Here is a 14,259-nt window from a genome sequence, read left to right as displayed (position 1 = left end):
GGCGCCGGGCGGGCCGCATACAATCCCCGGCCATGGGCGCGCTCTCCGGCATCACCGTGCTTGAACTGTCCCGGGTCCTGGCCGGGCCCTGGTGCGGCATGACCCTGGCCGACCTCGGCGCCGACGTCATCAAGCTCGAATCCTTCGACGGCGACGACACCCGCGGCCTGGGCCCGCCCTTCCTGGACGGCATGTCGGCCTACTTCGCCTGCTGCAACCGCAACAAGCGCTCGCTGGCCGTGGACCTGCGGTCACCCGCGGCGCGGCCACTGCTCGAAGCGCTGGTGCGCCGGGCCGACGTGCTGGTTGAAAACTTCCGCACCGGCGGCGCCGAGGCGCTGGGCATGGGCTATGAAACGCTTTCGGCGATCAATCCGCGGCTGGTGTACTGCTCGATCTCCGGTTATGGCCGCGACGGCCCCGGCGCGAACCGGCCGGGTTACGACTACGTGGTGCAGGCCGAAGCCGGCCTGATGGCCATCACCGGCCCGGCCGACGGCGAGCCGCACAAGGTGGGCGTGGCCGTGGCCGACCTGGCCACCGGCCAGAACGCCGCCACCGCCATCCTGGCGGCGCTGCTGCAGCGCGGGCGCACCGGCCTGGGCCAACGCATCGACGTGTCGCTGTTCGACACCGAGCTGGCGCTGCTGGCCAACGTGGCCTCGGCGACGCTGTTCACCGGCCACGACGCGCCGCGCCAGGGCAATGCCCACGCCAGCATCGTGCCCTACCAGGCCTTCCGCGCCAGCGACCAGTCCTTCGTACTGGCGGTGGCGAGCGAGAAGCTGTGGGCGCAGCTGTGCGACCTGCTGGGCCGCTACGACTGGCGCCACGACCCGCGCTACCGCAACAACGCGGCGCGGGTCGAAAACCGCGAGGCGCTGTGCGCCGAACTGGCCGCGCTGTTCGCGACCCGCGACGCGGCGCACTGGCTGGCCCTGTTCGACCGCGCCGGCGTGCCCGCGGCGCCCATCAACACCGTGCGCCAGGCGCTCGACCACCCCGTGGCCGCCGCGCGCGGCATGCGCATTCAAATGGACGGCATCCCCATGGTTGGCAGCCCGCTCAAGCTTTCCGCCTCCCCGACCCGGCTCGACCGCCCGCCGCCGCGCCTGGGCCAGCACAGCGACGAAATCGCCCGGGACTGCGGCTTCGATCCGGATGCGCTGCGCACGGCCGGAGCCCTCCGGTGATCGGCCGCCTCGCCCCGCCCTGGGACCGGCTGCTGCTCGACGCGCGGCTGGCCACGCTGCGCGACGACCTCGGCGCCTACGGCGTCATCGAGGACGGCGCGCTGGCCTGGAAGGACGGGCTGATCGCCTTCGCCGGCCCGCGCGGCGAACTGCCGGGTGAGCCGGCGGCGCTGGCAGCCCGCGTCGAATCCGCCGAGGGCCGCTGGATCACGCCGGGCCTCGTGGACTGCCACACCCACCTGGTGTTCGCCGGCGACCGCGCCCAGGAATTCGAGCGCCGCCTGCAGGGCGCCAGCTACGAGCAGATCGCCCGCGAAGGCGGCGGCATCCTGTCCACCGTGCGCGCCACCCGCCAGGCCAGCGAAGAAGAACTGCTGGCGGCTTCGCTGCCGCGCGCCCGCGCGCTGCGCGCCGACGGCGTGACCACGCTGGAAATCAAGTCGGGTTATGGCCTGGACTTCGATTCCGAGCGCAAGATGCTGCGCGTGGCGCGCCGCGTCGGCGAGGAGCTCGGCCTCACCGTGCGCACCACCTTCCTGGCCGCGCACGCGCTGCCGCCGGAATTCGCCGGCCGGCCCGACGACTACATCGCCGCCGCCTGCGGCTGGCTGCCGCGCCTGCACGCCGAAGGCCTGGTGGACGCGGTGGACGCCTTCTGCGAAGGCATCGGCTTCACGCCGGCGCAGACCCGCCGCATGTTCCAAGCCGCGCGCGCGCTCGGCCTGCCGGTGAAGCTGCACGCCGACCAGCTCAGCAACCTCGGCGGCGCCGCGCTGGCGGCGGAGTTCGGCGGCCTCTCGGCCGACCACATCGAGTGGACCGACGAAGCCGCGGTGCGCGCCATGGCCGCCGCCGGCACCGTGGCGGTGCTGCTGCCGGGTGCCTTCCACGTGCTGCGGGAAACGAAGCTGCCGCCGCTGGCGGAGCTGCGCGCGCACGCGGTGCCCATGGCCGTGGCCACCGACCTCAACCCCGGCACCTCGCCGCTGCAGTCGCTGCGGCTGGCGATGAGCCTGGCCTGCACCCACTTCCGGCTCACGCCCGAGGAAGCCCTGCGCGGCGCCACCGTGCACGCCGCGCGCGCGCTCGGCCTGCACGACCGCGGCCGGCTGCTGCCGGGCCAGCGCGCCGACGTGGTGCAGTGGGAAGTGGCGCACCCGGCCGAACTGGCCTACTGGCTGGGCGGCGATCGGGTGCATTCGGTGCACGTGGCCGGCCGCCGCGTCGACTGACGCCGGCGCCTGGAACGACGAAGCCCCGCCGGGGCGGGGCTTCGTGCAAGCAACGCGCGCGGCGCGATTACTTGGCGGCAGCGGCCTTCTTGGCCGGGGCCTTCTTGGCCGGCGCCTTCGCGACCGGAGCCTTCACCGTGGCAGCCGCCTTGCCGGCCGTCGCCTTCTTGACGGTCTGCGAACGGGCATTGCCGTGGCTGCTGGCGAAACGCTTGCCCTTGGCGGTCTTCTTGTCGCCCCTACCCATGGTGATTCCTTGAATGTTGTGATTGCGTTGGGCGCGTAGCCTACCACCGCCGGCCGCCCCGACCAAGATGGCCGGGCCCGGCGCCTAGTGGCTGTGGCCGTAGGACAGGCGCAGGTTCACCAGGTGGGCCACCGCGATCAGCACGCCGCCCACCGCCATCGCCACCGCGTGCGGCACCACCGAGTGGTGCAGCGGCGGGTAGAGCAGCGCGAACCAGATGATGGCCAGGCCCGGGCTCACCCACAGCCAGGCGTGGTAGGCGCGGTGGCCGCGGTAGCCCAGGTACAGGCTGATCACCGCCAGCACGGTGGCGAAGCCGGTGAAGGCCCACTCCACGCCATGCCAGGCCACCAGGCCCAGGCCGACGGCCGGCAGCAGGCCCAGCGCCACCGGGATCAGCGCGCAGTGCAGCGCGCAGACGAAAGCGCCGAACGCGCCCAGACGGTCGGCCCAGGCGGGCAGCTGGAGGCGGTGCGGCTTCAGGAGGGTGGCCATGACGTCCGGGGCCTTGCGCATAGGGTGAAACAATATAACATTCCGGCATCCTCACCAGCAACCCGAGCAACCCTCATGCCCCGGAACCTGCGCCCCGCCCCCCTTGCCCTCGCCGTCCTGCTGGCCCTGCCGGCGTTCGCCTTCGCCCAGGCCGAACCTCCGGAAGCCGACGACCACGACCACGCACACGAGGCCACGCGCACCCTGGAAACCCTGGAGGTCACCGCCTCGCCGCTGCGTGGTTCGATCGAGGACCTGGCCCGCCCGGTGGACGTGCTCTCCGGCGAAGCGCTCGATGCCCGCAAGGCCGGCACGCTGGGCGAAACCCTGGAGCGCCAGGCCGGCGTGCAGTCTTCGTATTTCGGCGCCGGCGTCGGCCGCCCGATCCTGCGCGGCCAGGACGGCGCCCGCGTGCAGGTGCTGAGCAGCGGCACCAGCGCGATGGACGTCTCCACGGTGAGCGCCGACCACGCCGTCGGCATCGAACCCTTCCTCGCCGACCAGATCGAAGTGCTCAAGGGCCCGGCCACCCTGCTCTACGGCAGCGGCGCCATCGGCGGCGCGGTGAACGTGGTGGACGGCCGCGTGCCGACCGCGCAGGTGGGCCGCACGGTGTCGGGCCGCGCCGAGATCCGCCACGGCAGCGTCGACGACCAGAGCACCGGCATGGCACGCGTGGACGCCGACGCCGGCGTGCTCACCCTGCACGCCGACCTGTTCCGCCGCGACGCCGGCGACTACCGCATCCCGGGTTACGCCTTCTCGCCCGGCCTGGTGGCCGGGGAACTGGCCGAGGGCGAGGACCCGGAGCACTTCGCCCGCGGCCGCCTGCCCAACAGCGAACTGACCACCGAAGGCGGCGCGCTGGGCGCCAGCTGGTTCGGCGAACGCAGCTGGTTCGGCATGGCCGCCAGCACTTATCGCAGCAACTACGGCATCCCGCCGGGCGCGCATGCGCACGGCGACGAGGAAGAGGCGCCCGAAGGCGACGCGCACGAAGGCGAGGAAGAAGACGTCGTGCGCATCGACCTGCGCCAGGACCGCTTCGAAGCCCGCGGCGGCGTGCGCGAGGTCGGCCTGTTCGAGGAGGTGAACTGGCGCGTCACCCGCAGCCTGTACGAGCACACCGAACTCGAGGGCGACGCCATTGGCACGCGCTTCGACAACGACGGCCTGGAGGCCCGCGTCGAAGCCGTGCAGCGCGAGCGCAACGGCTGGCGCGGGGCCTTCGGCCTGCAGTTCGGCCACCGCGATTTCTCCGCCGTCGGCGACGAGGCCTTCGTGCCGCCCTCGGTCACCCGCGACCTGGGCGTGTTCGCGCTGCAGGAAAAGGACTTCGGCGACTTCAAGCTCGAGTTCGGCGCCCGCCACGACCGCGTGCGCACCGATCCCGAGGGCAGCGCGCCCACCGCCAGCGTCGGCGCCACAAGCCTGGCGGCCGGCGGCCTGTGGCGCTTCAGCGAGGCCGTGCACCTGGGCGTGAACCTCAACCGCGCCGAGCGCGCGCCCACCGCCGAGGAGCTGTTCTCCGACGGCCCGCACGTGGCCACGCAGAGCTACGAGCTCGGCGACGCCTCGCTCGACAAGGAGGTGGCGCTGAGCGGCGAACTCGGCCTGCACCTGCACCACGGGCGCTTCGACGGCTCGGTGTCGGTGTTCCGCACGCAGTTCACCGACTTCATCTACCTGGCCGACACCGGCGGGGAAATCGACGCGCTGCCGGCCCGTGCCTGGGTGCAGGGCGACGCCACGTTCTCGGGCTGGGAAGCCGAGCTGGGCGTGGAGCTGGCCGACAACGCCAGCGGCCTGTGGCACCTGCGCCTGTTCGCCGACGCCGTGGACGCGAAGCTCGACGACGGCGGCCACCTGCCGCGCATCGCCCCGGGCCGCGTCGGCGCCGACCTCGACTGGAGCCTCGGCGCCTGGCGCGCCCGCGTGGGCGTGGTGCGCGTGTCCGAACAGGACGAGGTGGCGGTGATGGAAACCCCGACCGAGGGCTACACCCTGGTGGACGCCGGCGTGGCCTACCACTGGGACGTGGGCGGCGCGGGCTGGGAAGCCTTCCTCGAGGGCCGCAACCTGGGCGACCAGGAAGCGCGCGCGCACACGTCCTACCTCAAGGATTTCGCGCCGCTGCCGGGCCGCAACGTGATGGCCGGCCTGCGCGTCGCCTTCTGACGCCGGCGGACGCGGCGGGGACTACTTATTCGTAGTCCTCGCCCTCGGACAGCTCGGGCGCCTCGGGGCGCTCTTCCGGATCCGGGTCTTCGGCCACCGGGTCGGGCGAATGCGGTTCGGCGGCTTCGCGCACCGCCTGCTGCTCGCTGGTTTCGGTGCCCAGGTGGAAGGCGGCGTAACCGGGCAGCACGGCCTGGTTCTGGGCCATGCCGATGATGCGGCCGGCCACCGGCGCCAGGATGTAGCGCTCGACGTTGCTCAGCGGGTCGATCACGCGGCCCAGGCGCTGGCCCGACTGCACGCGCTGGCCCAGCGTCACGTCGCTGATCAGCAGGCCGCCGGAATTGGCGCGCACCCAGCGCGAATCCAGGAAGATCGGCGCCGGCTCGGGATGGGCCACGCCGATGGCAGCCGGGTCAGGCACCAGCGCCGCGTCTTCCGCCGCCTCGGGGTCCTCGCGCATGCCGCTCTGCTGCATCAGGCGCTCGATGGCGGCCACGGCCTGGGCGATCTCGGTGGGCTCGAGCCGCGTCGGCGCGCCGGCTTCGAAGGTGACCGCGGGAATGCCCACCGCCGTGGCGGCGACGCGCAGCATGCCCTTGTTGCCCGGGCTGTGCAGCACGACGGTGTTGCCGAAGCTGCGGCTGAATTCGATGACGTCGGGATGCGTGAGGTCGGCGCGCACCTGCGGCAGGTTGCTGCGGTCGAAGCTGCCGGTGTGGAAGTCCACCAGCATGTCGCAGTGGCTGACGATGTCCTGGAAGAACGCATTGGCGATGCGCGAGGCGATCGAGCCATTGCGCGTGCCGGGGAAGAAGCGGTTGAGGTCGCGCCGGTCCGGCAGGTAGCGGGTGCCGCGCGAATAGCCGTGCACGTTGACGATGGGCACGCCGATGACGGTGCCCGAGAGGCGGGTCGGGTCGACCGAATGCGACAGGCGGCGCACGATTTCCACGCCGTTGATCTCGTCGCCGTGCACGCCCGCCACCAGGCACAGCACCGGCCCGGGCTTGGCGCCGCGGGTGACCACCACCGGGCTGGGGATTTCGTTGGCGCTGATGCCGCCGCCGGGCCGCCATTCGAGCTGCATGCGCGTGCCGGGCACCACCAGGCGGTCGAGGATGGCCAGCGGCGTGACCAGCTCGGCCAGCGGCGACAGGAATTCCTGCGGCGACGCCAGGGTTTCCGGCGGCGTGGTGCCGGCGGCGGGACCGGCGCCGGCGGGCGGATCGACCGGGAAGTCCTGCGCGGCCAGCGGGCCGGCGGCGAACAGCGCCGACAGCAGCAGCAGGCGGGCGCGGTTCATGCCGCCGCGCAGTCGGCGCACAGGCCGTGCACTTCCAGCGTCTGCGCCCGCGGCGCGAAGCCCAGCGCGCGCGCCTGCTCGTCGAGCAGGGTACAGATGCGCTCGTCCTCGAGCTCGATGGCCGCGTGGCAGCTGTCGCAGATGAGGAAGGGCACCGAGTGGCGCTCGTTCGGGTGGTGGCAGCCGACGAAGGCGTTCACCGAGGCCAGGCGGTGGATGAAGCCCTGCTCGAGCAGGAAGTCGAGCGCGCGGTAGACCGTGGGCGGCGCGCTCGAGCCATTTTCTTCCTTCATGGCGTCGAGCAGGTCATAGGCCTTCACGGGCTTGCCCGCGGCGGCGATGAGCCCCAGCACCTGGGCGCGCAGCGGCGTGAGGCGCAGGCCACGGTCGGCGCAGGCCTGTTCGACCGCCTGCACGTAGGCGCCCGCGTCGTGCACGTGGTGCGTCGGGTCCGTGCAGTCGTGGCCGTGCTGGTGTGCGGTTCGGACCATGGGGCTAGGGTGGGGCCTGCCCGGCGTGAAATCAATCCGCATCCGCGGCGTTCACGCCGGGATGCGGGCGATGGCGGCGTCGATGCGGGCCAGCGCTTCGGCCTGGCCGGCCAGGAACACGGTGTGGTCGATGGACGGGCTGACCTGGGTGCCGGTGATGGCCACGCGCAGCGGCTGGGCGATCTTGCCCAGGCCCAGGCCCAGGGCCTCGGCGGTGGCCTGCAGGGCGCCGTGCACCGTTTCGGCGCTCCACTCGCCCAGCGCGGCCAGGCGCGTGCGCACCTCGGCCAGGGGCGCGCGCGCGGCGGCGGTGAGGTGCTTGGCCACGGCGGCTTCGTCGTACTGCTCCAGCGGCGCGTACCAGACGTGGGCGCGCTCGGCCATTTCCTTCAGGGTCTGCACGCGGTCCCGCAGGGCCACCACCACGTCGGCGGGCTTCGGGCCCTTCGACAGGTCGTAGCCGTGCGCCCGCAGCTGCGGCTCGAAGTGTTTCGCCACTTCGGCCGGGTCGTCCGTCTTGAGGTAGTGCTGGTTGAGCCAGCCGAGCTTGGCGGGGTCGAGGCGCGAGGCCTTCTGGTTCACGTCTTCGATGGCGAACAGCGCCTTGAGCTCGTCGCGGCTGAAGATCTCCTGGTCGCCGTGCGACCAGCCCAGGCGCGCCAGGTAGTTCACCAGCGCGTGCGGCAGGTAGCCCTCTTCCTTGTAGGACATCACGTTGGCCGCGCCCGAGCGCTTCGAGAGCTTGGCGCCCTCGGGGTCGAGGATCATCGGCATGTGCGCGAAGTGCGGCACCGGCGCGCCCAGCGCCTTGTAGATGTTGATCTGGCGCGGGGTGTTGTTGACGTGGTCGTCGCCGCGGATCACGTCGGTGATGCCCATGTCCAGGTCATCGACCACGACGGCGAAGTTGTAGGTGGGGTAGCCGTCGGAACGGAAGATGACGAGGTCGTCGAGCTCGTCGTTGCTCCACTCGATGCGGCCCTTGATCTTGTCGTCGAACACCACCGTGCCGCCGATCGGGTTCTTGAAGCGGATGACGCGGTTCGGGTCGTCGCGGTACGGCTCGTTGCGGTCGCGGTAGTAGCCGTTGTAGCGCGGCTTGAGGTTGGCGGCCATGGCGGCCTCGCGCATGGCCTCGAGCTCTTCCTTGGTCTCGTAGGCGTAGTAGGCGGTGCCGGCGGCGACCATCTGCTCGGCCACCTCGCGGTACCTGTCCAGGCGCGCGGTCTGGAAGATCGGGCCCTCGTCGTACTCCAGGCCCAGCCAGTCCATGGCTTCGAGGATGGCGTCGATGGCGGCCTGGGTGCTGCGCTCGCGGTCGGTGTCTTCCACGCGCAGGATGAACTGGCCGCCGCGGCGGCGCGCCTCCAGGTAGCAGTACAGCGCCGTGCGGGCGCCGCCGATGTGCAGGAAACCGGTCGGGCTGGGGGCGAAGCGGGTGCGGCAGGTCATCGTGGGGGCCGGAATGGGGCGGTGGGCCGCGCATTTTACGGCAAAACCCGGGCCCGGCCGGGCGCCTGCGCTACCATGGGCCGCTCCCCTGCCCGACCCTGCCCGGATGCCACCGCGCCTGTCCCTGCTGCTTGCCCTGCTGCTGCCCCTGTCCGCCGCCGCCACCGTGGCGCCGGCCACGCCGCCCGTCCCCGCCGAAACGCCCGCGCCGGTCCAGGCGCCACCGTCGCCGCGCGTGCTGCTGGTGACCTCGATGGGCGAGATCACGCTGGAACTCGACGCCGCCGCCGCGCCGCGCACCGTGGAAAACTTCCTGGCCTACGCCCGCGACGGCCACTACAACGGCACCGTCTTCCACCGCGTGGTGCCGGGCCTGCTGGTGCAGGCCGGCGGCTTCACGCCCGACCTGCAGCCCAAGCCCAGCCGCGCGCCGGTGCCGAGCGAAGCGGCCAACGGCCTGTCCAACCGCCGCGGCACCGTCGCCGCGGCGCGCGACCGTGGCGTCACCGATTCCGCCACCACGCAGTTCTTCATCAACCTCGTGGACAACCCCAAACTCGACCACCAGTCGCCCGACAGCCCCTACACCGCCGGTTACGCCGTGTTCGGCCGCGTCGTGCAGGGCCTGGAAGTGGTGGACCGCATCGCCGCGGTGCCCACCGGCGCGCAGGGCCCCTTCCCGGCCTGGGTACCGACCACGCCGGTGGTGATCGAACGCGTGCAGCTGCTCGGGCCGGTGGCGCCATGACCGTGCTGCTGGTGTCCGACCTGCACCTCGACGCCGCGCGCCCGGCCACCACGCACGCCTTCCTGGCGCTGCTGGCGGGCGAAGCGCGTTCGGCGGAGGCGCTGTACATCCTCGGCGACCTGTTCGAAGCCTGGGTGGGCGACGACGACCCGGGCGAACCCGGCGCCAGCGTCTGCGCGGCGCTGAAGGCGCTGTCGGATTCCGGCGTGCCGGTGTACCTGATGCGCGGCAACCGCGATTTCCTGTACGGCCCGCGCATGGCCCGGCGCTGCGGCGCCACGCTGCTGCCCGACCCCTGCGTGGTGGACCTGCACGGCACGCCCACCCTGCTGATGCACGGCGACCTGCTGTGCAGCGACGACGCCGCCTACCAGGCCTTCCGCCGGCAGGTGCGCAGCCCGGAGTGGCAGGCGAACTTCCTGGCCCAGCCGCTGGCCGCGCGCCAGGCCTTCGCCGCGCAGGCGCGCGCCGCCAGCCGCGAGCACCAGCAGGGCGTGGCCGAAGCCATCACCGACGTGGCGCCGGCGACCGTGGCGGAAACGATGGCGCGCTACGGCGTGTCCCGCCTGATCCACGGCCACACCCACCGCCCGGCCATTCATTCGCTGGAAGTGGACGGGCGCCGGGCCCAGCGCATCGTGCTGGGCGACTGGTACGACCAGGGCAGCGTGCTGCGCGTCGAAGCCGAAGGCCTGGCGCTCGAGTCCCGCGAAGTACGGCGGTAGGAGCGGCTTCAGCCGCGACCGCCCTTCGCGAAATGCTTCGCGGCTGAAGCCGCTCCTACAAGTGGCGGTCGGGCTTGAAGCCGGCGACTTCGAAGCGGAACTGCGGCTGCAGGTGGCCGCTGGCGGGCAGCTCGATGCGCACCCGCTTCGCCTCGCGCAGCGCCGCCAGGAAGCGGTCGCGGTCGACGATGAACAGGGCCGGGCCGGTGCCGGTGTCGGCCGGGTCGCCTTCGAACACCTGCGGCTCGCCGTCGTCGAAGCGGATGCGCAGGCGGCAGGGCGGGCCGCAGGCCAGGTCGCTCTGCGCCAGCACCAGGTAGGCGCTCTCGCCCCATTCCGGGTGGCGACGCAGGATCAGCCGCGCGTCGGGGATCGGCGCCGGCGCGCCTTCTTCCTCAGACATGGGCTCCACCTGGCTGTAGATGGCGGCCGTGTGCTGGATGCCGCCCTCCACGGCGATCTGCTGGTAGTCCCACAGGCCGGCCAGGCGGCGGTTCTCGCGCATGGCCCCGGCCTCGGCGCGCACTTCGGCGACCGTACGGCGCATGGCGGCGGCGGCTTCGGTTTCGCCGTGGCGCTGGGCCAGTTCGTTGGCGTGCATCTCGGCGATCTCGAAGTCGGCGTCGGCGCGCGCGGCCTCGTATTTCGCCAGCAGCGCGGCGCCCTTTTCCTCGTCGAAGGCCGGGTCCGCCGGGGCGGGCTGGCAGGCGGCCAGCACGAAGGCGCACAGCAGCGGCAGCAGTCGCGTCATCACGTCACTCCAGGGATTCGAGCAGGCGGATCTCGTCGTCGTCGAAGCCGGCCGCCAGGCGCGCCGGCCGGTTGAAGGGCCCGCGCACGCCGCCGCGCACGGCCTCGCGCACCAGCCGGATGAACTCACGCACCGGCGCCAGGCCTTCGCGTTCGCAGTGCCAGTGGAACCAGCGGCTGCCGGCGGCCACGTGCGCCACTTCCTCGCGCAGGATCACTTCCAGGATGTCGGCCGAGGCGTCGTCGCCGTTCGAACGCAGGCGCGCGATCATGCCCGGCGTCACGTCCAGCCCACGCGCCTCGAGCACGCGCGGCACCAGGGCCATGCGCTGCAAGCCGCTGGCGGCGGTCTTTTCGGCCATTTCCCACAGGCCGTTGTGGGCGTCGAAATCGCCGTAGGCGAAGCCCAGTTCCGCCAGGCGGGCCGACAGCATCGCGAAGTGCCGCGCCTCGTCGTCGGCCACGCCCACCCAGTCGGCGTAATACGCGCCGGGCAAACCGCGGAAGCGGTACACCGCGTCCCAGGCCAGGTTGATCGCGTTGAATTCGATATGCGCGATGGCATGCAGGAACGCCGCCCGCCCCTCGACGCTGCCCAGTCCGCGCTGCGGCACGTCGCGCGGCAACACCAGCTTCGGCCGTGGCGGCCGCCCCGGCGCCCCGATCGCCGCCGGCCCCGGCGCCTCCGCGCAGGGCGCCAACTCGCCACGCCGGAACGCCGCCGCCGCTTCATGCGTCAGCCGCAACTTCTCCGCGGGCTCGCAGGCCGCGATGCAGTTCGCGGCGGCCTCGAACAGGTCGGCGATATCAGGCACCACGGCGCTTGCGCTTGGCGTCGTCCGAACGGAGCTGCTTGATGCGCTCGAAGTAGCTGGCGTCGATGCCGGTGACGTATTCGCCGCTGAAGCAGGAACTGTCGAACCTGCGGCCCGGGAACTTCGGGCCGGCGACCGCCGCCTCGAGGTCGGGCAGGTCCTGGTAGATCAGCCAGTCGCAGCCCAGCAGCTTTTCGATTTCGGCCTCGGTGCGGCCGTGCGCCACCAGTTCCTCGGCCGAGGGCATGTCGATGCCGTAGACGTTCGGGTAGCGCACCGGCGGCGCCGCCGAGGCCAGGTAGACCTTGCGCGCGCCGGCTTCGCGGGCCATCTGCACGATCTGCTGGCTGGTGGTGCCGCGCACGATCGAGTCGTCCACCAGCAGCACCACCCGGTCCTTGAATTCCAGCGGGATCGGGTTGAGCTTGCGGCGCACCGATTTCACCCGTTCGCCCTGCCCCGACATGATGAAGGTGCGGCCGACGTAGCGGTTCTTGATGAAACCCTCGCGGTACTTCACGCCCAGCACGTTCGCGATCTCCAGCGCCGCGTCGCGCGAGGTGTCGGGGATGGGGATCACGGTGTCGATGTCGTGGTCCGGGCGCAGGCGCAGGATCTTCTGGCCCAGGGTGACGCCCATGCGCATGCGCGCCTTGTGCACCGATATGTTCTCGATCATCGAGTCCGGGCGGGCGAAATACACGTATTCGAAGATGCAGGTGGCGTGCGGGTGCGGCGCCGCGCAGACCTCGGCGTGCAGTTCGCCGGCCGGCGTGATCACCATGGCCTCGCCGGGCTGCACGTCGCGCACGCGCACGAAGCCCAGGATGTCGAGCGCCACGCTCTCGGACGCCACGGCGTATTCCGTGCCGGCCGCGCCCTCGCGCTTGCCCAGCACCAGCGGGCGGATGCCGTGCGGGTCGCGGAAGGCCACCAGGCCCAGGCCCATCACCATCGTCACCACCGCGTAGCCGCCGGTGCAACGGCGGTGCACGCCGGCCACCGCGGCCACCGCGGCCTGCGGCGTCAGCGCGCCCTGCGACTGCAGTTCGTGCGCGAACACGTTCAGCAGCACCTCGGAATCCGATTCGGTGTTGATGTTGCGCTTGTCCTGCTCGAACACCATGCGCCGCAGCGCGTCGGTGTTGGTCAGGTTGCCGTTGTGCGCCAGGGCGATGCCGTAGGGCGAGTTCACGTAGAACGGCTGGGCTTCGTCCGAGCCTTCCGAGCCCGCGGTCGGGTAGCGGCAGTGGCCGATGCCGACGCGGCCGGTGAGCAGCGACATCGAATGCTCGTCGAAGACTTCCTTCACCAGGCCATTGCCCTTGTGCAGGCGCAGGCGGTCGCCGTCCATGGTGGCGATGCCGGCCGCGTCCTGGCCGCGGTGCTGGAGCACCGTCAGGCCGTCGTACAGGGCCGCCGCGACGTCGCTGGCGCCGGCGATTCCGATGATGCCGCACATGGGTCAGGTCTCCGAAACAGTCGTGGCGGCCGCTTCGGGCGGCGCGCCGGCAGGGGGCGAAGCAGGCACCGGCGGCGCCGGCTGGAAATCGAGTTCGGCGGCGGCGGCCGGCGGCAGGAAACCCGCCATCCATTCCGCGCCGCGCTGCACGCCGGGCAGCAGGCGCGACTGGCTCCACCAGGCGTCCTTGGGCAGCGGCGTGAAGCCCAGCAGCAGCACCGCCACGCAGGCCAGCACCAGGCCGCGCGCCAGGCCGAAGCCCAGGCCCAGCACCCGGTCCGTGGCCGACAAGCCGGTGTTGGCGATGACCTTGCCGATGGCCCAGGTCACCAGGCCACCGACGATGAGCACGCCGAGGAACACGCCGGCGTAGCCCAGGAACAGTCGCGCCGACGCCGCCTCGACGCCGGTGAAGCGCGCGGCCACGTCGGCGCCGAAGGCCACCGACAGCCAGAACGCCGCCACCCACACCGTCAGCGACAGCACCTCGACCACGAAGCCACGCCACAGGCCGATGCCCATCGACACCGCCAGGACCAGCAGCAGCGCGTAGTCAGCCCAGTTCAGCATCGGCGTCAGGGGTGCGGGACGATGATGGCGTCGCGAAGGCCGAGCTTGGCCGCGACGCTGTCGCGCAGGCGCTCGGCCGCGGCGCGGTCGGCCTCGGGACCCACGCGCACGCGCCAGACCACGCCGCGTTCGGTGGCGATGCGCTGGTGGAAGGCGACGAAACCCGCGGCGCGCGCCTTGTCGCGCAGGGCAGTGGCGTCGGCCTCGTTGCTCAGCGCTCCCAGCTGCACGGCGAAACCGACGCTGGCGGCGGCCGGCGCGCGGGTGGCGGGCACTGGCGCGGAAGCGGCCGGGGCGGACGCGGCATCGAGCGTGATCACCGCGGCGCTGCCGCCGGTCACCGATTCGGCGCGCAGGCGCGCGGCTTCGGCCAGCGCGCGCTCGGCGTAGGGACCGACGCGCAGGCGCATGGCCGGCTTGCCGTTCACGTCCACCGATTCGCTGGTGACCGGCAGGCCCTGGGCACGCAGTTTGTCGGCCAGCGCGCGGGCGTTGGCAAGGTTGGAGAAGCTGCCCACGTTCACCGCGTAACGGCCACCGGCGGCGGACGCCGGCAGCGGCGCGGCGGGGGCCGGCGTCGGGGCCGGCGCGGCGG

15 protein-coding genes are annotated in these 14,259 nt (G+C 72.3%); 5 read left to right on the top strand and 10 right to left on the bottom strand.

From position 1 onward, the window contains the following. The first annotated feature begins 32 nt into the window (after positions 1 to 32). Together N790_RS07215 and hutI are read left to right on the top strand one after the other, a co-directional pair. The gene (locus tag N790_RS07215) at positions 33 to 1,193 is read left to right on the top strand and encodes a CaiB/BaiF CoA transferase family protein (RefSeq protein WP_043802597.1); all 1,161 of its coding nucleotides are present in this window, start codon (positions 33 to 35) and stop codon (positions 1,191 to 1,193) included. Next, positions 1,190 to 2,425, top strand: a complete 1,236-nt coding sequence (gene hutI / locus N790_RS07210) for an imidazolonepropionase (RefSeq protein ID WP_425388027.1) — start codon at positions 1,190 to 1,192, stop codon at positions 2,423 to 2,425. The genes N790_RS07215 and hutI overlap by 4 nt, the downstream gene beginning before the upstream one ends. Positions 2,426 to 2,492: 67 nt before the next feature. Here hutI and N790_RS07205 read toward each other — a convergent pair whose 3' ends face one another. Both N790_RS07205 and N790_RS07200 read right to left on the bottom strand, forming a co-directional pair. Beyond that, positions 2,493 to 2,678 carry a 30S ribosomal protein THX gene (locus N790_RS07205; RefSeq protein WP_084062753.1) on the bottom strand — a complete coding sequence of 62 codons (186 nt, stop codon included), beginning with the start codon at positions 2,676 to 2,678 and terminating at the stop codon, positions 2,493 to 2,495. Positions 2,679 to 2,756: 78 nt separating this feature from the next. Beyond that, positions 2,757 to 3,167: a MerC domain-containing protein gene (locus N790_RS07200; RefSeq protein WP_052385771.1), complete on the bottom strand. Its 411-nt coding sequence runs from the start codon at positions 3,165 to 3,167 to the stop codon at positions 2,757 to 2,759. 75 nt (positions 3,168 to 3,242) lie between these two features. On the opposite strand from N790_RS07200, the gene N790_RS07195 reads away from it, so the two are divergent. Continuing rightward, entirely contained in the window at positions 3,243 to 5,345 is a 2,103-nt protein-coding gene (locus N790_RS07195; protein ID WP_043802594.1) for a TonB-dependent receptor, read from the top strand. Between the two features lie 25 nt (positions 5,346 to 5,370). Here the strand turns inward: N790_RS07195 and N790_RS07190 are convergent, their stop codons facing one another. The 3 genes from N790_RS07190 to gltX are packed head-to-tail and all read right to left on the bottom strand — an operon-like array spanning position 5,371 to position 8,594. Beyond that, positions 5,371 to 6,651 carry a succinylglutamate desuccinylase/aspartoacylase family protein gene (locus tag N790_RS07190; protein WP_156969986.1) on the bottom strand — a complete coding sequence of 427 codons (1,281 nt, stop codon included), beginning with the start codon at positions 6,649 to 6,651 and terminating at the stop codon, positions 5,371 to 5,373. Then, positions 6,648 to 7,142, bottom strand: a complete 495-nt coding sequence (locus tag N790_RS07185) for a Fur family transcriptional regulator (RefSeq protein ID WP_043802593.1) — start codon at positions 7,140 to 7,142, stop codon at positions 6,648 to 6,650. Before N790_RS07185 ends, N790_RS07190 begins: the two co-directional genes overlap by 4 nt. Before the next feature lie 51 nt (positions 7,143 to 7,193). Beyond that, positions 7,194 to 8,594: a glutamate--tRNA ligase gene (gene gltX / locus N790_RS07180; RefSeq protein ID WP_043802591.1), complete on the bottom strand. Its 1,401-nt coding sequence runs from the start codon at positions 8,592 to 8,594 to the stop codon at positions 7,194 to 7,196. A 106-nt stretch (positions 8,595 to 8,700) separates the two neighbouring features. Between gltX and N790_RS07175 the strand changes: the two genes are divergently transcribed. Further along, the gene (locus tag N790_RS07175; protein WP_052385766.1) at positions 8,701 to 9,342 is read left to right on the top strand and encodes a peptidylprolyl isomerase; all 642 of its coding nucleotides are present in this window, start codon (positions 8,701 to 8,703) and stop codon (positions 9,340 to 9,342) included. Continuing rightward, on the top strand, positions 9,339 to 10,067 hold the full coding sequence (gene lpxH, locus N790_RS07170; RefSeq protein ID WP_043802589.1) for a UDP-2,3-diacylglucosamine diphosphatase: 729 nt from the start codon (positions 9,339 to 9,341) through the stop codon (positions 10,065 to 10,067). Before N790_RS07175 ends, lpxH begins: the two co-directional genes overlap by 4 nt. A 55-nt stretch (positions 10,068 to 10,122) precedes the next feature. Here lpxH and N790_RS15210 read toward each other — a convergent pair whose 3' ends face one another. From N790_RS15210 to N790_RS07145, 5 genes are all read right to left on the bottom strand, one after another. Beyond that, positions 10,123 to 10,818 carry a hypothetical protein gene (locus tag N790_RS15210; protein ID WP_052385765.1) on the bottom strand — a complete coding sequence of 232 codons (696 nt, stop codon included), beginning with the start codon at positions 10,816 to 10,818 and terminating at the stop codon, positions 10,123 to 10,125. Between the two features lie 4 nt (positions 10,819 to 10,822). Next, positions 10,823 to 11,623 (bottom strand): ferritin-like domain-containing protein, encoded by an 801-nt coding sequence (locus N790_RS07160; RefSeq protein WP_043802628.1) that lies wholly within the window; start codon positions 11,621 to 11,623, stop codon positions 10,823 to 10,825. Position 11,624: 1 nt separating this feature from the next. Further along, entirely contained in the window at positions 11,625 to 13,094 is a 1,470-nt protein-coding gene (gene purF / locus N790_RS07155) for an amidophosphoribosyltransferase (RefSeq protein ID WP_043802588.1), read from the bottom strand. Positions 13,095 to 13,097: 3 nt separating this feature from the next. Beyond that, the gene (locus tag N790_RS07150; RefSeq protein WP_052385764.1) at positions 13,098 to 13,664 is read right to left on the bottom strand and encodes a CvpA family protein; all 567 of its coding nucleotides are present in this window, start codon (positions 13,662 to 13,664) and stop codon (positions 13,098 to 13,100) included. Positions 13,665 to 13,669: 5 nt separating this feature from the next. Beyond that, the coding region (locus N790_RS07145; protein WP_043802587.1) for an SPOR domain-containing protein at positions 13,670 to 14,259 on the bottom strand (590 nt) is incomplete at its 5' end.

This window comes from Arenimonas malthae CC-JY-1, assembly GCF_000747075.1.
In the GTDB taxonomy this organism is placed as follows: domain Bacteria; phylum Pseudomonadota; class Gammaproteobacteria; order Xanthomonadales; family Xanthomonadaceae; genus Arenimonas; species Arenimonas malthae.
Note: the sequence above shows the minus strand (reverse complement) of the source record. Positions and strands in the feature narration are given on the sequence as shown.